This is a genomic window from Pseudomonas sp. KK4 (assembly GCF_001984065.1).
In the GTDB taxonomy this organism is placed as follows: Bacteria; Pseudomonadota; Gammaproteobacteria; order Pseudomonadales; family Pseudomonadaceae; genus Aquipseudomonas.
In genome coordinates, this window is sequence record NZ_LYVP01000224.1 from 1 (window position 1) to 3445 (window position 3445).

At 53.2% G+C, this 3445-nt stretch carries 3 protein-coding genes; 1 reads left to right on the forward strand and 2 read right to left on the reverse strand.

What is annotated here, in order from left to right; all coding sequences use genetic code 11:
* A partial coding sequence (locus B0W55_RS29090; RefSeq protein ID WP_175645588.1) for a 2-hydroxycarboxylate transporter family protein occupies window positions 1-153 on the forward strand: 153 nt, incomplete at its 5' end.
* A 766-nt stretch (window positions 154-919) separates the two neighbouring features.
* On the opposite strand, the gene B0W55_RS29095 is transcribed toward B0W55_RS29090, so the two are convergent.
* A complete protein-coding gene (locus tag B0W55_RS29095) occupies window positions 920-1267 on the reverse strand; it encodes a hypothetical protein (protein WP_077049346.1) in 348 nt (115 codons plus the stop codon).
* Window positions 1268-1277: 10 nt separating this feature from the next.
* Window positions 1278-3445 (reverse strand): DUF637 domain-containing protein (locus B0W55_RS31435; protein ID WP_177345408.1); only part of this gene is annotated, 2168 nt, incomplete at its 5' end.

The window sequence follows — 3445 nt, forward strand, 5'->3', positions numbered from 1 at the left end:
TGCTGCCATAGCGGGTTGGGCGGGACTGGGGACGTGGCGATCCTGTCGGCCTCGAACCGGATGTCGCTGATGCCGTTTGCGCAGATATCGACGCGCATTGGTGGGGCGGCTACGGTGATTTTGGCGACGGTGTTGTTGAAGGTTTTTGTTTGAGAGCAAGCGGGCTTGATGAGCATCAATTGTTCATCAAGCCCGAATCTTCGGGAGTCACTCCCTGTTGCCTGCTCACACCCCCCACAGCCAAACCAAAAATGGGAAAAAATCCAATTCTGACTTTCTCGTTGCCGCAACTACTAGCGTTGACGCATATTCAAAAAAGATAGAACACGTTCAAATAAAGAAAGAAAGAAAACCCCGCCATTCTTCCTCGCAATACCATCCCCCCTGTAATCTTCGTCACCTGTCCGGCTCCTTGGAACGTTGTTACACTTTCCGGAAACCCATGAAGATCGCAAGTCTTAATCTGCCCTAAGACTCACAATTAACTTTTCCTGTCCCCGAAGACGATTTTCCCCATCCAATGACTACTTTACCTTCAGCATTGACCACTATGACGGCGTCCGTCCCAGCATATCTAAATATTGGACCGTACTTTGAAGGGACATATTCAATTTTTTGAGGGTCAGACCAAGCGCTATTGAGGGCAGACTGGCTCACGCCAATACCGCCATCTCTTCCCGCAAATTGCTCTAAAGTACGAGATTAATAGCCATTGATCTGTGCCGGAGCCTATGTTCCAGCTGCCTGTTCAGCGACCAATTGCATTTCAAGCTTAACAGCATTGCTGCACTGCTCGCACCTGAGTTAGGAATGTTGAGGTTAGTCGATTGAAAAGTAAAGAAGTCATCCACCTCTCCAAAACCAGGAACATTCTGAATACCTTTTGCTCCAATCAAGCAGCAAAGTTAAAGAGCCCCAGCTACGTTTTACGCAACGTCCACCATCGACAGCTCAAATCAGGTTCAAATATAACCCTTGCCTCTGAAATTGAACCACAAATTTCAAAGACAACACGAACTCCCGCCTCTAAATTATCGCGCACCATCTCGATAGATTTAACGTTTTCCGACGAAATGACTGCTAGCTCCTGCATGGTGAGTCTTAATACAACCTGAAACGATTCCATAACTGCACTAAAAGAAAATTCCAACTCAAGATCGCTATTTATTGACTTAACTGTATAGCGGCATAAGGCCAAGCTTGGATCGACCTCAGTAGGCTCGATACCAAACTCCTCCAAAAAATCATTTTCACTCGGAAACTCCATTACTGCATCCTCAGTGAAGCGGTATGACTGTGCTCAGTTTACGAGTTCCGTCATCAAGAACCTGGAACGTGCTCTGAAAGTTAGCAGCCTTGCCTGACGGCCCCACGAATAATGACTCTTTAACCTCGAATTTTCCATACTGGTTGGAGAACGTGTTTATCACATTTCCTTCAGTTCTAGCCGAAAGCGCCAAGTGGTCCGTTAGCATCTGCCGACCAGCGGCATTGTCGGGAACACCAAGCCTCTTCATTTCCAGTGCAAGCTGATTCGAACGAGCAGCATTGTGGGAGCTACTAGCGACGCGGCCAAAGAGATAATCAAATTTACCCGGCGCAATTTCTATTCCTTTTGCACCCCGCAAATACTCAACAGCTTTCTCCACCTGCGCCAATCCCCCCGGCGTCGAGGCTCCTGGTGGCCGGGGTTTGCTGCCCAATGGGACTTCTCCCACTGCGGCACCGGTGCCCAACAACCCGAACCGGTCCATTGAAGGACCCCAGTCGGAGATTTGTCCGGCCAAATGTTCCGCCGCCGCAACAGTCCGCTCAATCAAAACGGTCTTGTAGGTTTGGCAGGTGTTGGTTTCACAAGCCATCGCCAGCAATGGCTCCAACGAGTCGATCACTCGAGTCAGCTTGTCTTTGGCTCCAAGTGCCCCACTGACGTCCATGGCGGCCTGGGTAAGCTCCAGGCTTTCCTGGTTGTACTCCTTTTCCCACTTATCCTTTTGACAACCCTCATCCTTGCCGCAGCCCGCCATGTCCTTGGAGAACGCGTCAATGTCTTTGTGCTCAAGGTAGTTGTACTGCGTAGCGTTTTGCGCCACCCAGGAGCCCAACTGCAGGCTTTCACCATCAGCGCCGCTCTGGGTAGCCGCGGCGAGCATACCGACCAATTGCGAACTCATGGTCAGCAGGTTTTCATCACCGCCAACCCAGGTATCGAGTTGCTGGACTAAGGCTTCATTGGCGCCTGCCGCGAGTGCCCCGGTTTTGAAGTCGCCACCGCTGAGTTGGGTCAACAGCCCGCCGACCACGGCATGAATCATGATCTTCTGGACGCTGCCATCGGCGTAAACGCCTTTGGTGTAATCACCCACGGCATTAAAACTGGCAGCAGCTAACGTATTAAAAAGGGTGCTTTGCAGCGCATTACCCAGGTCGCCGCCCTGCCCCATAATTCTGCCCAAGGCTGCCGAGGTGCCGTTCTGCAAGCCTTGATTGGCAGCGAACTGACCAATTCCTTTCCAGGTACTGAGGTTGGTGGTGATCTTTCCCGTCACAGGGTCAGTGGTGGTGCCGGTCCAGTCATTGAAGTAGGCAGCGGTCATGCCCGCCGTGATACCCGTAATCGCATACCCCTTGAGGGCATCACTGGAGGTGACGTCTTTGAGGACAGCACCGAGATTGCCTTTGTTGTTGATCGTACTCACCGTGGCGGAACCGGCCGCCGAAGTCGCTACGGCGGTCAATGCGACGTTTGCCCAACCGGCGCCTGTCGCAACGCCAGCAGCGGAAGTGCCCGCTGCTGCCATGGCGGTGCCAGAACCCGCACCAGCCCCTGCCGCCGAGCCTAACGCAGCGCTCGCCGCACCTGCCGTCAACGCAGCAACGACAATCATGATGGCCAGCACCGCCCCCTGACCCAGCCCTGAATGGCTGTACTTGAAACTCTCGTGAACCTCTTGCACCCGGCGCCAATCGACATCCCCTCGCGCCTCAGCCTCTTTAAGCCACGCAAGTTGCGGATCAGCCTGCACCATCGCATCAATGGTCTCGCGCACCGACTGCTGATCAATATGTTTGATATCAATGTTCAGGCCGTCGACAGCCTTGATCACGATGTTGCCGTTGGCGACCATCTGGGTCTGCCGCAAGGTCTCATCGGTGTTGCCCTTACCCTTGGCGCTCGTCCAGGCCAGGCTATTGCTGCTCTTCTCGTGACTCTCCTGATGCAGGTCCTTCACCGCCTCAAAAGTAATGCTGCCGCCACTGTCCAGCGTGATGTCCTTACCACTGTCGAGCTTGGCACCCTGATACCGCTGGTCCCCGCCACTCACCAACGTCAAGTCGCCGCCAGCAGTGATTTCACTCCCCACATTGACGACCTTGGTCACCTCATCCCGCCGCATCTCCTTCTGCCCAAAACTGCCCTTTTCCTTCTTGTCATACAGCGAAT